Consider the following 13,574-nt stretch of genomic DNA (forward strand, 5'->3'; position numbering starts at 1 on the left):
GGGTTCGGGCTTTGTTCTTTCCTGTTCTCCCCCTTTGTAGTTCCCTCTCCTTTTGTCCCCCCCCCCCCCCCCCCCCGCTCCGCGAGGAAAAGGGCCCCCCCCCGGGTCGTGGACGCGTGCGCGTCCTACTTCTCGGTGACGCCCGCCGAGTCGAAGGTGGCGACCTCGTGCATGGCGCGGGCGGCGCTCTGGACGAGCGGGAGCGCGAGCAGGGCGCCGGTGCCTTCGCCGAGGCGGAGGTCGAGGTCGACCAGCGGGCGCAGGCCCAGCTTGTTGAGCGCGGCGACGTGACCGGGCTCGGCGCTGCGGTGGCCGGCGATGCAGGCCGCGAGCGACTCGGGGGCGATGGCGCGGGCGACGAGGGCCGCCGCGCCGGTGGAGACGCCGTCGAGGATGACCGGGGTGCGGAGCGAGGCCGCGCCCAGGATCAGGCCGACGAGGGCCGCGTGCTCCAGGCCGCCGATCGCCGAGAGGACGCCGATCGGGTCCGCCGCGTCCGGCTTGTGCAGGTCGAGGGCGCGGCGCACCACGTCGACCTTGCGGGCGTGGGTCTCGTCGTTGATGCCGGTGCCGCGGCCGGTGACCTCGGCGGCGTCGACGCCGGTGTAGACCGAGATGAGCGCGGCGGACGCGGTGGTGTTCGCGATGCCCATCTCGCCGGTGAGGATCGCCTTGTTGCCGGCGGCGACGAGGTCGCGGGCGGTCTCGATGCCGACCTCGATCGCGGCGAGCACCTCGTCGCGGGTCATCGCGAGACCGGTGGTGAAGTCGCCAGTGCCCGGGCGGACCTTGCGGGGCAGGAGGCCGGGGGTGGCCGGGAGCTCGGAGGCGACGCCGACGTCGATGACGCAGACCTCGGCACCGACCTGGTTCGCGAAGGCGTTGCAGACCGCTCCCCCGCCGAGGAAGTTCGCGACCATCTGGCCGGTGACCTCCTGCGGCCAGGGCGTGACGCCCTGGGCGTGGACGCCGTGGTCGCCGGCGAAGATCGCGACGGCGGCGGGCTCCGGGATCGGCGGCGGGCAGACCCGGGAGAGTCCGGAGAGCTGGGCGGAGATGATCTCCAGCATGCCGAGCGCGCCGGCCGGCTTGGTCATCCGCTTCTGCCGCTCCCAGGCCTCGCCGAGCGCCTTGGCGTCCAGCGGGCGGATGTTGGCGACGGTCTCCTGAAGCAAGTCGTGCGGCTCCTCGCCGGGCAGGGCGCGGCGGCCGTACGTCTCCTCGTGGACGACCCAGGCCAGCGGGCGGCGCTTGGACCAGCCCGCCTGGGCCAGCTCGGGCTCGTCCGGGAACTCGTCGACGTAACCCACGCAGAGGTACGCGACCACTTCGAGGTGCTCGGGGAGGCCGAGGGCGCGGACCATCTCGCGCTCGTCGAAGAAGCTGACCCAGCCGACGCCCAGGCCCTCGGCGCGGGCCGCGAGCCAGAGGTTCTCGACGGCGAGCGCCGAGGAGTACGGGGCCATCTGCGGCTGCGTGTAGCGGCCGAGGGTGTGGCGGCCGCCCCGGGTGGGGTCGGCGGTCACGACGATGTTGACCGGGGTGTCGAGGATGGCCTCGATCTTCAGTTCCTTGAACTGCTTGGCCCGGGCCTTCGGCAGCGACTTCGCGTACGCCTCGCGCTGCCGCTGGGCCAGCTCGTGCATCGTCTGCCGGGTCTCGGCGGAGCGGATGACGACGAAGTCCCACGGCTGGGAGTGGCCGACGCTGGGGGCCGTGTGAGCGGCCTCCAGGACCCTGAGCAGCACCTCGTGCGGGATCGGGTCGGACCGGAAGCCGTTGCGGATGTCCCGGCGCTCGCGCATGACCCGCAGGACGGCCTCGCGCTCGGCGTCGGCGTACCCGGGTGCGGGGGCGCTCTGCGCGGCCTCCGCGGCGGGGTCCTCGTCGGAGTCGGTCGCGGGCTCGGCGGCCTCGGCGACCACGGCCTCCGGCTCGGGGGCGGCCTCCGCGTCCGCGGCGGCGACGGCCTCGGTGTCCACGGGGGCCTCGGCCTCGACCTCGGCCTGCGGCGCCTCGGGGGCGTCCTGCGCCGCCGGGGCCTGCTCGGGGGCGCTTTCCGGGGCGTCCGGCGCGACGACGGGGATCTCCTCGGCGACCGCCTCCACGGGAGCCTCCTCGGAGGCCTGCTCCGCGGGGGTCTCCGGCGCGACGACGGGGTCGACGACCGGCTCCACGACGGACTCGGCGGCCGGCTCGGTGACGGACTCGGCGGCCGGCTCGGCCACCGGCTCGCCGTCGGCGACGGGCTCCGTCGCGGCCTCGGCCGGCTGCGCCGGTACGGCGACGGCCTCGGGCTGGGCCTCGGCCTCGACGGCCTGCTCTGCGGCCTCGGGCGCGAGGACGACGGCCTCGGACGCCACGGCCTCAGGCGCGGCGGCGACGGCCTCGGGCTCGATGGCCTCGGGCTCGACGGCGTCCGCCTGCGCGGGGTTCTCGGCGGCGGGCTCGCCCTCGCGCGGCGCGGGCACGGTGGCCTGTGCGTCGGCGACGGGGGCCTCGTCCGGGGTCTCGACGGCCGCTTCGGGAGCGGGCTCCTCGGCGGCGGGTACGACGGCCTCGGCCTCCGCCACCACGGCGGGCACCACGGCGTCGGCGGCGGGCGCGACGGCCTCGGCTTCTTCAGCGGCGGCCTCGACGGGTTCGGCCGCTTCGGCGACGGGCTCGGCGACGGGCTCGGTCGGCTGCTGCGGGTCCGCGTCGTGGGCCGGCTCGGGGGCCGGGGTCGGGGCCAGGTGGGGGGCCGTGGGGACGGTGCCTTCGACCTGGACGAACTGGGCGGCCTGCGGGACGACCGTTTCTGCGGGGAAGGCGGCCGGGGGCGCGGCGGCCCAGGGCTCGGCGCCCTGGGGGGCGAGCTGCTGGTCCTGCGGGATGTCGAAGTACTCCGGGCCGGTGGTGGGCGGTCCCGGGTTGCGTACGGGGAAGGGCGCGGGCTCGGTGGCCACGACCGGGACGGCCTGCGGCGCCGGGGCGGGCGCGGCGGCGGGGCCGCGGTCGGCGAGCGAGAGCACGACGCCACCGGTGGCGTCGGGCACGGGCGGGCCCATGTGCAGCGGGCGGCGGGCGGGCGGCGGGACCGGGGCCGTGCCGGGCGGCGGGACGCGGACGCCGCCGAGGTCGACGGAGCCGGAGTCGCGGCCGGCGGCCTCGTGCGCGCCGGTGTCGAGGATGCCGGGCTCGTAGCCGTGGTCGGTGACGACCTGCTCGTACGGCGCGGCGGGGACGCCGTGCGCCGGGGTGCCGGTGTGGCCGAGCGGGACGCCCTGCGGCGGGGTCTGGCCCTGCGGGGCGGTGAGCACGTCGGCGAGGGCGACCGAGTCGGGGAGCGGGCCCGTCAGCGGGTCGGCGAGGGGGCCGGTGAGCGGGTCGCCCATCGGGGCCGCGGGCTGCGGGACGCCCTGGTGGGGCACGGCCTGGTTCGGGACCACGGGGGCCGGTACGGCGACCGGCGGCGCGGGCACGACGCCCGGCGGGTGCTCGCTCCAGGCGCCCTGGGCACCCGGCATGAGCAGGATGTCGTCGTCCTCGGTGGTGTGTCCGGAGGGGTCCAGGAAGGTGTAAGCGCCCGGTGCGGGGATGCCCGGCTGCTCCACCATGCCTGCGTTCTCCGGCAGTCCCTCGCCCGGGACCTGGCCGGTGTCCGTCATGCGTACCCCTCGCCCATCGCTTGTGCTCCTTCAGACCTGCGCCCGTCGACAACAACGAGCGCGCGCGCCGCGCGGCACGAAGGACGCGCGGACACCCACTCATTGTCGCGGTCCTCGGCCATCGTGACAGGAAGATCCGCCACGGTGCGCTGTGGACTGCGCCACGTCGCGCGGTCCCCCCGGTCCCGCACCACATCAACGGCACAAAGCGGCCACCGATTCAGGACATTGGCGCACAGAGCGTCGAACGTCCGGGTGCGGTACAACAATCGGCCAGCCTACCCTGCCCCGGCGGGGCGGCCAGGTCACGGGTGGGATCCCCGGGGTCCGCGGGATCCCTGGGAACCACGGGCACTAGGAGACGCCCGGTCTGCGGCCGGTGAGCAGGAAGACGACGGAGCGGTCGCGTTCCGACCAGTCGGAGGGGTCGAGACCGACGGTCTGGAGGAGGAGGCTCTCCACGGTGTAGCCGCCGTCGGCGAGGGCGGCGCCGATGGCCTCGGCCTCGTCGCGGGTGGAGGCGTGGGCGACGATCCGTTCGGGTCGCCGGTCGGCGCAGGCCGTGACGACGGGGACGCCGCCGCCGGCGACTCTTACGACATCGGGTTCGGGCAGTCGTTCGAGGACGTGCGGGGCGCGGCCCTGGACGGTCTGCAGGGGGACGCCGTGGCGGCGGGCGGCGGCCTCGGTGCGGGCGCAGGCGGCCGGGTCGGTGTCCACGGCGATGACGGCGGCGCCGAAGCGGGCGGCTTCGACGGCGAAGGCGCCGCCCGCGCAGCCGATGTCCCAGACGAGGTCGCCGACGCGGGGGCCGAGGCGGGCCAGTTGGGCGGCGCGCAGGGCGGGGTCCTCCCCCGCCGTGGTCCGGGTCCCTGGCCGCGCGGTGGGGGCCGTGGCGGCTGCCTGGCCGCGGCCCTCGGGGGCGTACTCCACGGGGGCGTATTCCTCGGGGGGCAGCCCCCAGCCCCGTACGGTCCTGGCGGCGGGGTCCTGGCCGGTGAGCCAGGCGCTGCCGGGGGTGACGGGGCCGGTGCCGCCGCCGCCGATGACGAGGACGACGTTGGGGTCGCGCCAGACGTGGTCGGCGGCCTTGTCGGAGGTGAGGACGGAGACCTGCTCGCGGTCGGTGCCGAGTTCCTCGCAGACGACGAAGGTGCGGTGGACGCCGTCGAGGAGGAGGGCGAGTTCGGCCGGTCCGGCGCCGGGCGAGGTGAGGACGGCGACCTTGGGGTGGGCGCGGCAGACGTTCACGGCGCGCCGCAGGGTGCGCTGGTGGGCGACGACGACGCGGGCGTCCTCCCAGGGCATGCCGGCCCGGGCGAAGGCGGCGGCGACCGCGGAGACGGCGGGCACGACCTCGATCTCCAGGCCGTACTCGGGGGCGCGCAGGGTGCGGACGACGCCGAAGAAGCCGGGGTCGCCGTCGGCGAGGACGACGGCGGTGCCGCGGTGGCCCGCGATGCGGCGGGCGGCGAGGTCGAGGCTGCCGAGGCGGATGCGTTCGGCGTCGGCGGGGACCTCGGGCAGCGCCAGGTGGTGGGGGGCGCCGGCCACCAGGGTGGCGGCGGAGAGAGCGGACCGGGCCGCCGCGGTGAGGGGCGAGCCGTCCCAGCCGATCACCGTGACGCGGTCGGCCATCGTCGTCTGTCTCCTGTGGTGTTGTCGCAGGTCGGGGGCGTGCCGAGCGTACCCCGGGATCGCCTCGGGGGCTCAGCTCCAGTCGGTGTACGAGGAGTATCCGGCTTCGGCCATCTGGTCGGCGACGCCGTCGAGGTCCTCGGGGAGGAGGCCCCAGACGATGAAGTCGGTGCGCAGGTCGGTCCAGCTGCCGTCCTCGGTGCGGGTGCGGGCTATGCACGCGTTGCGCAGGACGCCCTCGCTGATGCAGCCGATCTTCTGGGCGACCTGCTGGGAGGCGGTGTTGTCGGCCGCGGTGCGCAGCTCGATCCGCTCGAACTTCTGGTCGCCGAAGAGCCACTGGGCGGTGGCGAGGGCGGCTTCGGAGGCGTAGCCCTCGCCGCGGGCCCAGGGGGCGATGATGTAGGACATCTCGGTGGAGCGGACGCGCCAGTTCGTGGCGGCGAGCTGGACGATGCCGACCAGACGCTGGGTCAGGAACTCGGTGACGGCGAGGTCGAGGCCGCGGCCGGCGGCGCGTTCGGCGGGGGCGTACTCGGTGATCCAGCGGCGGGCGGCGGCCTCGGTGTAGGGCTGGGGCACGGCCGTCCAGGCGGCGACCATCTCGTCGTTCATCATGTCGGCGAGGGCGGGGGCGTCCGCCTCTTCGAGCGCGCGCAGCACCAGCCGGTCCGTGTTGATGGAGATGTCCGGAAAGGTGGTAGTCATGCTCAGCTCCATGCCGTGGACCGTCCGAATCGACCGTGAACGCACAGCATGCAGCATGCGACCGCCGGTGCGCATGGCCGGGTGGGGTGTCGGGTGGCGGTACGGCGAAGGCCCCGCGCACCGGACGGGATGCGGGGGCCTTCTGCACAAGGACTGTACGGGGGAGCCGGTCTGACGGTCCCTCGGACGGCGGACCTCGGGGCCTGCCTTACTGGGCGGCGCCGAAGGCCGGGATGACCGAGCCCTTGTAGGTGTCCTCGATGTACTTCTTCACCTCGGGCGAGTTGAGGAGCTTGGCGAGCTTCTGCACGCGGGCGTCCTTCTCGTTGCCCTCCTTGACGGCGAGGAAGTTGGCGTAGGGGTTGCCCTCCGCCTTCTCCAGGACGAGGGCGTCCTTCGCCGGGGAGAGCTTGGCCTCGATGGCGTAGTTGCCGTTGACGACGGCGGCGTCCACGTCGTTCAGGGCGCGGGGCACGGTGGCGGCCTCCAGCTCCTTGAACTCCAGGCCCTTCTTGTCGGTGATGTCGGAGAGCTTGGCGTCGGTGCCGACACCGTCCTTGAGGGTGATGAGGCCGTTCTCGGCGAGCAGGTGGAGCGCGCGGCCCTCGTTGGTGGTGTCGTTGGGGACGGCGATGGTCTGGCCGGCCTTGATGTCCTTCACCGACTTGAGGCTCTTGGAGTAGAGGCCCAGCGGCTCCAGGTGGACGTTGACCACCGGGACGATGTGGGTGTTGTTCTTCTTGTTGAAGTCGTCGAGGTACGGCTTGTGCTGGAAGAAGTTGGCGTCGACCTGGCCGGACTCGGTGGCGGTGTTCGGCAGGACGTAGTCCGTGAACTCCTTCACCTCCAGCTTCAGGCCTTCCTTCGCGGCCAGGTTGTCCTTGACGAAGTTGAGGATGTCGGCGTGCGGCGTCGGGGACGCGGCGACGACGAGCGGCTTGGAGGTGTCGCCGGAGCCGGCCGTGTCCTTGGTGGAGGACGGGTCCGAGGAGGTGCCGCAGGCGGTGAGGCCGAGGGCCAGGGCTGCGGTGGCGGCGATACCGGCGGTGAGCTTGATGTTCTTACGCACGAAGAGTGCCTCTTTCCGGTGGTGCGGTGGACGCCTGGACAACAAGTCCGGGCTGTTTCTCCGTGATCCTCCGAGGGGTCTCGGAGGACGAAGTCTGGGTGGCCGGGGAGCCCTTACGCGGTACGGCCCCGGCGGGCGAGGAGTCGTACGACCCCGTCGCCGATGAGCTGGACGACGGTCACGATCAGGACCAGGACGACGACGGTGACCAGCATGAACGTGGTGTCGAAGCGCTGGTATCCGTAGGTGACGGCCTTGGAGCCGAGGCCTTCGCCGCCGACCGCGCCGGCCATCGCCGAGTAGCCGATGAGCACGATCACGGTGGTGGTGACGGCCGAGACCAGCGAGGGCAGGGCCTGCGGGAGCAGGACCTTGCGGACGATGGTGGGGATGCCGCCGCCCATGGCCTGGACGGCTTCGACGAGCCCGTGGTCGACCTCGCGGATCGCGGTCTCGACGAGGCGCGCGAAGAAGGGGATGGCGCCGATGGCGAGCGGCACGATCATCGCGGTGGGGCCGATGAAGGTGCCGACGACGAAGGTGGTGAAGGGGATCAGGGCGATCAGCAGGATGATGAAGGGCAGCGAACGCCCGACGTTCACGATCGCACCGACGATCTTGTTCACCGGCCGGTTCTGCAGCAGTCCGCCCTTGTCCGTGAGGACGAGGAGGATGCCGAGCGGCAGGCCGCCGAGCACGGTGACGACGGTGGCCCACAGGACCATGTAGAGGGTGTCGACGGTGCCCTGCTCCAGGAGGGGCTGCATCTCCGACCAGGTCACTTGGCACCTTCCTTGACCAGCACGTGCGCGGTGTCTTCCACGGTGTCCTCCACCCGTTCGACCTGGAGGCCCTGCTCGCGCAGGAAGCCGACCGGGACGACGTTGTCCTCGTACCGTCCCGGCAGCTCGATCCGCATCCGGCCGATCTGCTTGCCGCCGACGGTGTCCATCGCGGCGCCGAGGATCGAGATGTCGATGTTGTACGTGCGGGACAGCTGGGAGATGACCGGCTGGGTCGCGGCCTCGCCGTGGAAGGTGACGTCGACGACGGTGCGGTCGGGGCCGGTGGCGGCGCCGCCGACCGGGAAGAGCTCGGCGGCCAGCTGGGAGCCGGGGGTGGCGAGGAGTTCGCCGACGGTGCCGGACTCGACGACGCGGCCGTGCTGCATGAGCGCGGCGGAGTCGCAGATGGTCTTGACGACGTCCATCTCGTGCGTGATCAGCAGGACGGTGAGGCCGAGCTGCCGGTTGAGGTCGCGCAGGAGCTGGAGGATCGAGCGGGTGGTCTCCGGGTCGAGGGCGCTGGTGGCCTCGTCGGAGAGGAGGACCTTGGGCTCGCCGGCGAGGGCGCGGGCGATGCCGACGCGCTGCTTCTGGCCGCCGGAGAGCTGGCCCGGATAGGACTTGGCCTTGTCGGCGAGGCCGACCAGGTCGAGGAGTTCGAGGGCGCGGCGGGAGCGCTCGGCGCCGGAGACCCCGAGGATCTCCAGGGGGAGCTCGATGTTGTCCTTGACCGTGCGGGAGGACAGCAGGTTGAAGTGCTGGAAGACCATGCCGATGCTGCTGCGCGCCCGGCGCAGGTCCTTGCCCGCGCGGCGGCCCTTGCCGGCGAGCGCGGTGAGGTCGACGCCGTCGACGGTCACGGTGCCGGAGGTGGGGCGCTCCAGGAGGTTGACGCAGCGGATGAGCGAGGACTTGCCGGCGCCGCTCTGGCCGATCACGCCGAAGACCTCGCCCTCGCGGACGTGGAGGTCGACGCCGTCCAGGGCGGTGACCTGCCGGCCGCGTGACTCGTAGACCTTGGTCAGGCCCGAAGTGGTGATCACAGGGGTTTCCGTCACTGTCGAGTGCGCGGCGCGGGGTCCGCCGGGCACGGGGCATTCGTCATTCGGACAGTCAGGCGCACGGAAGCCGGTCCGGCGGGTGGCCGGGAGGCGGCGGATGCGCGGGGGCGGGCACGGTCCATCGCCGGAAGGCGGGTGGATCGGCACGGCCGTCGGGTCTCGCTTCGGGGCGCGGGACTCAGGCGGGGGCCCTCAGAAGGCGCACATTCGACACATACAACGAGCACCGGGCGTCATGGTCGCCTCGGTCGCAAGGGTGCGGCTGCTCGTCGTGGTCATGTCTGCAAGTAAAACATGCGCAGCTGCGAACGCCAGGGGCGTGTCCGAATAGCGGACGCCGCTGAGATGCCATGCGGACAGGAGGGATGCCGTGTCCGCCCCTCTTTCCCTTGTGTGGCCTGCGGGGACGGCCGGGCCCGTGGTGGCGGCGCGGGGCCGGTCCGGGGCCCGGGTTGTGGCCAAGGCCACGCGCGGGCGTGGCCCGGAGGAGGGGTGGGCGCCGTGGGCGGTTCGGGGCGTAATACCCTCGGGCGCATGCTTGACGCCCTGACGGTCGCGGTCTCCGTGGCCGCGCTCGCCCTTGCCGCCTGGTGCGGCTTCGCCGCCTTCCGGGACCAGCCCACCAAGGACTGGCACTTCATCGGCATGGCCGTGGTGACGTTCCTCGTCCTGGTCCAGCTGGTCGTCGGCATCGTGCAGCTGGTGCGCGGCGAGAAGGCCGAGGAGGGGACGACCATCTTCGTCGCCTATCTCCTCGGCGCGCTGTGCGCGGTGCCGATCGCCGGCTTCATGTCGCTCGCGGAGCGCAGCCGGTGGGGTTCGGCGACGGTGGCGGCGGGCGCGGTCGTGCTCGCCGTGCTCGAAGTACGTCTCTACGACATCTGGACGGTGGGCTGACCATGACCGCGACCGAGACCCAGGGGAAGGCCCGGCTCGTCACCGGCCCGGGCATGCTGCTCGTCTGGCTGTACGGCGTGATGTCGGTGGGCGCGGTCTCCCGCTCGATCTACCAGATCGCCACCGAGTTCGACCGTGCGCCGCTCGCGTACGGCCTGTCGGCGGTGGCCGCGGTCGTCTACGTCTTCATCACGTACACCCTGGTACGCGGCGGGGAGAAGGCCCGCAGGGCGGCGCTGGTGTGCTGCGCCGCCGAGCTCGCGGGCGTGCTGATCGTGGGGACCTGGACGCTGGTGGAGCCGTCCGCCTTCCCCGACGCGACGGTCTGGTCGGACTTCGGGTACGGCTACATCTTCATTCCGGTGCTGCTGCCGCTGACCGGCATCTGGTGGCTGCGGAGGGCGGCCAAGGCAGCCTAGGCCGCCTTCTCCAGGGTCACCAGGGTGATCCTGGGGCCGAGCTCGCGGGTGGCGACCTGCTCGTACCCCTTGCTGCGGTAGAGCCGGAGGTTGCCCTCGCTGCGGTGGCCGGTGAAGAGCTGGAAGCGCTTGGCGGGTGCTTCGGGGAGCTGCTCGGCGCCGGAGCCGTAGTGGCGCTCGATGCCGTCGAGGAGGCGGCCGCCGAGGCCGTGGCGCTGCATGCGGGGGTGGACGATCAGCTTGGCGATCCGCACGGTGCCGTCCTCGTCGAGGCGGGCCCGCACGGAGGCGACGATCTCGTCGCCGAGCCGGGCCACGAGACCGTGGCCGTCGCGGAGTTCGGCGCGCAGGGCGTCGAGCGACTGGGTGAGGGGTTCGATGGACCAGTCCCCGTAGAGCTCCGCCTCGCTCTGGTAGCAGAGGTACTGCAGCTTCAGGATGTGCTCCGCGTCCTGCTCGTCCGCTGCTGAGATGGTCACACTCAGGCCCATGTGTGCACGCCTCCCGCTCATCTGTCGATCATCGGTTTACCGCACCCTTCCCCGTCGACCGGGGGCGGGAACCTCTGCAGCCAGCATTCTGCGCAGGCATCCCAGGCAACGGGAACGCGTCGGCCCCAGACTCCCCTGTGAGATACCCAACTCTCCTGCGATTTCCCGGTAGGTGTGGTCCTCCGGGTCGAGCATCGCGGCGAGCACCCGGGGGCAGCGGCCGGGCGTCCGGGTGACGGCGGCCCGCAGGGTACGGCGGCCCTCGGCGGCCATCAGGGAGTGCTCGGGCGAGCCGTGGGGCTCGGCGCCGTCCGCCTCGTGGACGGGCTCGTCCCGGTAGGGGCGCTCGCGGTCGCTGGTCCGCCTGGCCCGGCGGGCTTCCGCGCGTACCGCCCTGCGCAGCCATTCGGCGGGCCGCTCCGGTGCGGCCCCGGTCTCCCGCAGCCGCTCCAGGAGCCGGAGCCAGACGGCCTGTTCCAGGTCGCCGGGCTCGATGCCGGCGGCCGGCGCCTCGGCGTCCGACTCGGCCGCGAGCAGCGGGGCGAGCGCGGCGAGGAGGCCCGGCGCGGTGTCGGACGCGGACACGGAGGCCCGGGCGGTGGGGGGCGCGGGCGTGGTGGGGGTGGTCATGACCGGCACGATGCCGGGGGGCGCGGGGGCGGTTGCGGTGCGGGGCGTAAACCACCCGGGAGGGGGTCGTACGGGCGCGGACGCCTCACCCGTACGGCCCCCCGCGGGTTCAGGGGCGGTTCGTGAGGTCCGCGGCGGCGAGGAGGGCGGTGTCGGTGTTGTCGGAGAAGATGCCGTCGATGCCGGTCTCCAGGTAGCGCTTGAGGGCGCCGAAGGAGTCGCCGTAGGCGTTGGGGTCCGTGCCGCGGCGGAAGTCGGCGGGCAGGAAGGTGTTCTCGTTGCGGTGCGTGTAGGGGTGGAGGATCAGTCCCTCGGCGTGGGCGTCGCGGACCAGGGTGGTGAGGGTGCCGAGCCGGCCGCTCGCGTCCTTGGGGATGACGAGGTCGAGCGTCGGGCCGATGCCCTGCGCGTACGAGGCGATCCAGCTCAGGCCGGCCGGGGTGACGAGGTCGGCGACCGTGCGCGGGTCCCCGGCCTGGACGAAGTCCCAGGGGCGGGTGGCCGCGCCGGAGAGCAGGACCACCCGCGGGGAGTCGACCAGCTCGGCGAGCCGCTGGATGCTGCTCGGCTCGAAGGACTGGAGGAAGACCGGGGAGTGCGCGCGGTGGCGTCCGTACCGGCGCAGCAGCCGGGCGAGCCGCTCTTCGAGGCCGAGGCCGAGGCCGCGGAAGTAGGTGGGGTGCTTGGTCTCGACGTGGAGCCAGATCTCGCGGCCCCGGCGGCGGCCCTCCTCGTCGGCCCAGCGCAGCACCTCCTCGAAGGTGGGAACCGTCCAGCGGCCGTCGTACAGGGTGTTCTCCTGGCGGACGCCGGGGATGCGCTCCTTGGCGCGCAGGGTCTTGAGCTCGGCGAGCGTGAAGTCCTCGGTGAACCAGCCGGTGATCGAGGTGCCGTCGACGCTCTTGGTGGTCCTGCGGGAGGCGAACTCGGGGTGGTCGGCGACGTCGGTGGTGCCGGTGATGTCGTTCTCGTGGCGGCAGACGAGGTGGCCGTCCTTGGTGGGGACGAGGTCCTGCTCGATGACGTGGGCGCCGAGGTCGAGGGCGTGCCGGTAGGAGCCGAGGGTGTGCTCGGGGCGGTAGCCGCTGGCGCCGCGGTGGGCGATGACGGTGGGGACGGGGAGGGAGCGGTAGCCGCGGCCCCCGCCTCGGGTCCCGCCGTCCCGGGCCTCGGCGCCCCTGGCCTCGTCGGCGTGGGCGGTGCCGGCGGGCAGGACCGTCGCGGCCCCCAGTACCGCCGCCGCTCCTGCCGCTCCGAGAACGGTCCGCCGCGCCGGGCTCGGGTGCGCACCCTGTGTCATGAAGGCTCCTCCTGTGTGATGTCCCGTACCTGTCATCGGGAGGTTCCGACGCTAGGCAAGACGGCCCTACGGGCGGCAGACCTCGGTCGAACATGGCGGAAACTCACGTCAACACTGCGTATCCAGTCCGTGAACCCGATGTGCGGGCGGCGGTGACCCGCGAGTATCGTCGCCAGCTGCACCGTCAGCCCGACTGACTCGCACGCTGACTCGCTCGACTGACCCGCGTCATCCCGGAGGAACCGTTGTCCCGTCTCGCGATCATCAAGGCAGTGCTGGGGCCGGTCATGCGCCTGATGTTCCGCCCCCGCGTCGAGGGCGCCGAGAACATCCCGGGCACCGGTCCCGTCATCCTCGCGGGCAACCACCTGACCTTCATCGACTCGATGATCATGCCGATCTGCCTGGACCGCCCGGTCTACTTCATCGGCAAGGACGAGTACGTGACGGGCAAGGGCGTCAAGGGCCGGGCGATGGCCTGGTTCTTCACCAGCGTCGGCATGATCCCGGTGGACCGGGACGGCGGCCGCGGCGGTGTCGCGGCGCTGATGACCGGGCGCCGGGTCCTGGAGGAGGGCAAGATCTTCTCGATCTACCCGGAGGGCACCCGCTCCCCCGACGGCCGCCTCTACCGGGGCCGTACCGGCATCGCCCGGCTCACCCTGATGACGGGCGCACCGGTGATCCCGTTCGCGATGATCGGCACCGACAAGATCCAGCCGGGCGGCGCGGGGCTCCCCCGGCCGGGCCGGGTGACGGTCCGCTTCGGCGAGCCGATGGAGTTCTCCCGGTACGACGGGATGGACCGCGACCGCTATGTGCTGCGGGCGGTGACGGACTCGGTGATGGCCGAGGTGATGCGTCTTTCCGGTCAGGAGTACGTGGACATGTACGCCACGAAGGCGAAGGCCGCGTAGGGCCCGGAG

Annotated in this window: 12 protein-coding genes; 3 read left to right on the top strand and 9 right to left on the bottom strand. The window is 73.0% G+C overall.

Annotated elements, in window-relative coordinates:
• Positions 1 to 125 precede the first annotated feature (125 nt).
• The 6 genes from cobT to ACZ7G1_RS23500 form a co-directional block, all read right to left on the bottom strand.
• Positions 126 to 3,650, bottom strand: a complete 3,525-nt coding sequence (cobT, locus tag ACZ7G1_RS23475; RefSeq protein ID WP_470875836.1) for a nicotinate-nucleotide--dimethylbenzimidazole phosphoribosyltransferase — start codon at positions 3,648 to 3,650, stop codon at positions 126 to 128.
• Positions 3,651 to 4,004: 354 nt separating this feature from the next.
• A complete protein-coding gene (gene cbiE, locus ACZ7G1_RS23480; protein WP_470875834.1) occupies positions 4,005 to 5,288 on the bottom strand; it encodes a precorrin-6y C5,15-methyltransferase (decarboxylating) subunit CbiE in 1,284 nt (427 codons plus the stop codon).
• Positions 5,289 to 5,360: 72 nt separating this feature from the next.
• On the bottom strand, positions 5,361 to 5,996 hold the full coding sequence (locus ACZ7G1_RS23485; RefSeq protein ID WP_470875833.1) for a GNAT family N-acetyltransferase: 636 nt from the start codon (positions 5,994 to 5,996) through the stop codon (positions 5,361 to 5,363).
• A 208-nt stretch (positions 5,997 to 6,204) separates the two neighbouring features.
• Positions 6,205 to 7,065 carry a MetQ/NlpA family ABC transporter substrate-binding protein gene (locus ACZ7G1_RS23490; RefSeq protein ID WP_470875832.1) on the bottom strand — a complete coding sequence of 287 codons (861 nt, stop codon included), beginning with the start codon at positions 7,063 to 7,065 and terminating at the stop codon, positions 6,205 to 6,207.
• 113 nt (positions 7,066 to 7,178) lie between these two features.
• On the bottom strand, positions 7,179 to 7,847 hold the full coding sequence (locus ACZ7G1_RS23495) for a methionine ABC transporter permease (RefSeq protein ID WP_470875831.1): 669 nt from the start codon (positions 7,845 to 7,847) through the stop codon (positions 7,179 to 7,181).
• Complete coding sequence (locus tag ACZ7G1_RS23500) at positions 7,844 to 8,941, bottom strand: methionine ABC transporter ATP-binding protein (protein ID WP_470875830.1); 1,098 nt, start codon at positions 8,939 to 8,941, stop codon at positions 7,844 to 7,846. The genes ACZ7G1_RS23495 and ACZ7G1_RS23500 overlap by 4 nt, the downstream gene beginning before the upstream one ends.
• 504 nt (positions 8,942 to 9,445) lie before the next feature.
• Between ACZ7G1_RS23500 and ACZ7G1_RS23505 the strand changes: the two genes are divergently transcribed.
• Both ACZ7G1_RS23505 and ACZ7G1_RS23510 read left to right on the top strand, forming a co-directional pair.
• Positions 9,446 to 9,808, top strand: coding sequence for a hypothetical protein (locus tag ACZ7G1_RS23505; protein ID WP_470875829.1), 363 nt, complete (start codon positions 9,446 to 9,448; stop codon positions 9,806 to 9,808).
• Positions 9,809 to 9,810: 2 nt separating this feature from the next.
• On the top strand, positions 9,811 to 10,227 hold the full coding sequence (locus tag ACZ7G1_RS23510) for a hypothetical protein (protein WP_470875828.1): 417 nt from the start codon (positions 9,811 to 9,813) through the stop codon (positions 10,225 to 10,227).
• On the opposite strand, the gene ACZ7G1_RS23515 is transcribed toward ACZ7G1_RS23510, so the two are convergent.
• The 3 genes from ACZ7G1_RS23515 to ACZ7G1_RS23525 all read right to left on the bottom strand — a co-directional run bounded on the left by ACZ7G1_RS23515 (position 10,224) and on the right by ACZ7G1_RS23525 (position 12,648).
• On the bottom strand, positions 10,224 to 10,718 hold the full coding sequence (locus ACZ7G1_RS23515) for a GNAT family N-acetyltransferase (RefSeq protein ID WP_470875827.1): 495 nt from the start codon (positions 10,716 to 10,718) through the stop codon (positions 10,224 to 10,226). The genes ACZ7G1_RS23510 and ACZ7G1_RS23515 overlap by 4 nt on opposite strands.
• A 36-nt stretch (positions 10,719 to 10,754) precedes the next feature.
• Entirely contained in the window at positions 10,755 to 11,348 is a 594-nt protein-coding gene (locus ACZ7G1_RS23520; protein WP_470875826.1) for a sigma-70 family RNA polymerase sigma factor, read from the bottom strand.
• A gap of 109 nt (positions 11,349 to 11,457) precedes the next feature.
• Complete coding sequence (locus ACZ7G1_RS23525) at positions 11,458 to 12,648, bottom strand: glycerophosphodiester phosphodiesterase (RefSeq protein WP_470875825.1); 1,191 nt, start codon at positions 12,646 to 12,648, stop codon at positions 11,458 to 11,460.
• Positions 12,649 to 12,893: 245 nt separating this feature from the next.
• Here ACZ7G1_RS23525 and ACZ7G1_RS23530 point away from each other — a divergent pair, with 245 nt between their 5' ends.
• Complete coding sequence (locus ACZ7G1_RS23530; RefSeq protein ID WP_017241764.1) at positions 12,894 to 13,565, top strand: lysophospholipid acyltransferase family protein; 672 nt, start codon at positions 12,894 to 12,896, stop codon at positions 13,563 to 13,565.
• The last annotated feature ends 9 nt before the right edge of the window (positions 13,566 to 13,574 follow it).

This window comes from Streptomyces sp. NPDC037273 (assembly GCF_055603625.1).